The 2,331-nt window shown below is 41.1% G+C and carries 2 protein-coding genes; both read left to right on the top strand.

The genetic code is table 11. From position 1 onward, the window contains the following. Window positions 1-113 precede the first annotated feature (113 nt). Window positions 114-1,367: a hypothetical protein gene (locus tag HQR03_RS13995; protein WP_173240639.1), complete on the top strand. Its 1,254-nt coding sequence runs from the start codon at window positions 114-116 to the stop codon at window positions 1,365-1,367. A 147-nt stretch (window positions 1,368-1,514) separates the two neighbouring features. After that, window positions 1,515-2,225, top strand: a complete 711-nt coding sequence (locus HQR03_RS13990) for a DUF2345 domain-containing protein (protein WP_173240637.1) — start codon at window positions 1,515-1,517, stop codon at window positions 2,223-2,225. Window positions 2,226-2,331: the final 106 nt, after the last annotated feature.

Below are 2,331 nucleotides of genomic sequence, written 5' to 3'. Positions count from 1 at the left end.
AGGCTACTGGTTCACGCAAGCAAAATCTGACAGTCGTGCTTACTTTAAGCAAGGCGACATCATGCCAGATTATCCTAATAACCAATGGGGTCAGGTTATTTGGCAGTTTGAGGGTGAAAAAGGGTAAGGATATAAAATCCCATTATTCAAGCAACCAAGGCATGTTTGGTATTATGTTTAAACAAATTTTCATTACTCTGATTTGCTTTAGCTTCCTTTTTTTAGCTACTGCTTGCCAAGCTAAAACAGAGGTTATTATGCCTGATAAACCGTTAGAGATTGCTTTGAATGTGACGGCCGAAGAGTTATATAACGCTAATCCTGACTACAAAGCATTTCAAGAAGGTGATGCTCAGCCTATGGGAGTTACTTTCCAAGGCTATGACTTTCCCCGTTTCCAAGAAAGTAAAATGGTTTTTAAATATCCAAATGGTGAGTTTTTGATAGATGGTGTGATGTCTGTTATCGCTTACGATAATATTAAAACTCCTAACAGTTTATTAACGGACTACAACATTACTTTTATATACAACAAAAATTCTGATGGCATCACAGACGAAGATGCTTACAAGAAAACGATGAATTTGTTTAAAGAGCTAAAAGACAAAGGCTGGGTATACAATAAGGATATAGGTTCACCTCGCTTGTCTGAAAAAGACGGTTTTATTTTTACACTTGCAGATCATACAAGCAGTTTGAATTTAGACTTTACGCGTACTCTTACGTTCGAAGAATGGATGCAGTTAAGTAACATACAAACTTGGCAGTTAAGGCATGGAACTGATGCTTTCATGGATATTATGTATATCAGAGATACTGATCCTGAAACAGGTAACCGACATTACTTAATGAGTTTAGATATAAGTGATCCAATCGAAGTCGTTAAGCAAACGGTAGGTGCAGACCATAGAGACAATTGGGAAAAAGAGTATGTTAGATTATATTCAGAAATACCCACATGGCGATTACAATCAGAAACCCAAGCTATCGAGATGGGATTAAAAATTCAACAAGATCAACCTGACTACACCCTACCCCTTGTACTAGAAAAAACAGGCATCGACACCAGTAAGTTTATCTCTATTGACCCTTATAAAATAACTTATGAAGAGTTTATCAAACGTTCTGAGGCGGGTGAAGACATGACGCCTTATTACGAGAATCAAACCAAGCCCAACAAACCCGAAATCACCAGCCAAGCGAAAGGCCGTTGTCTAGCCGGACAACCCTGCCCTAAATCAGGCTACTGGTTCACGCTAGCAAAATCTGACAGTCGTGCTTACTTTAAGCAAGGTGACATCATGCCAGATTATCCTAATAACCAATGGGGTCAGGTTATTTGGCAGTTTGAGGGTGAAAAAGGTTAGTTTGTTATTATTTTACTTAAGCCACCTTCGGGTGGTTTTTTAAATTTAGTCCTCTCCACTCAACCGCAAACCCACGCTCAATCTGGACAGCATAACTACCAGCAGCATACACCGACTCTGACCCAAACGGCTTTAGGTGGTCAGCACTTGGCGGAACGCTTAACGCAGCTGGCAACAGGACTGGGACGTCAGGTTAATAATCATAACGCGATTAAAACCCAACTTGAGAGCATCGCAGAAGAACAGCAAACCACTACTCATCAAACTACGCCCTACACGCTGATCGATAGCGCAGCTGACATAAGCTATGTGAGCGACGATACCATTATTCATAGAACTATGGGCGAGATAATTAGCACTACTCAGCAAGATATGATGATTAGTAGTGGCGATAGTCATCATCAAGTCAGTAGCGAGTCGTTAAACATAATCGCCGACGGTCAGTTTAGTATGACCAATGCGAAAGAGAACATCACTCTATCCGCGCATACAGGTAAGCTTGAGGCGACGGCTAAGCAGGATATAAACATCGCCTCCTCGACTAAAGCCGTTGAAGTAGTAGCGACTAATAAGATTACGCTGACGGCTGGTGGTGCGAGTATTGTCTTAGAAGGCAGTAATATCACAATCACTGCTAAGCAGTTTACGGAGAAGGCAGGTAAGCATTCGAGGGCTGGGGGTGGTCGGGATGGGTTGAGTTTGGCGGGGTTGCCTAACATTATTCCTGATAAAAAGACGTTGATGGATGGGGTTTATAACTTAGCGTATCAGTTTGTTGATGATGATGAGGAACCTTATGCTAATACGCCTTACACCGCTATTAATAAAGTAACAGGAGAAGAGTTTAAAGGTATGTAGTGGCATAATAAAATTGGACAGCCTATAAGGGGTTATACTAACTCAAAGAAGGAACATAGTATGACTACCAAACGCCGAGAATACACCCGAGAATTCAAACTTGAAG

The organism is Psychrobacter okhotskensis, assembly GCF_013248965.1.
GTDB classification, from domain to species: domain Bacteria; phylum Pseudomonadota; class Gammaproteobacteria; order Pseudomonadales; family Moraxellaceae; genus Psychrobacter; species Psychrobacter okhotskensis.
This window is presented reverse-complemented; position numbering and strand designations above follow the sequence as displayed.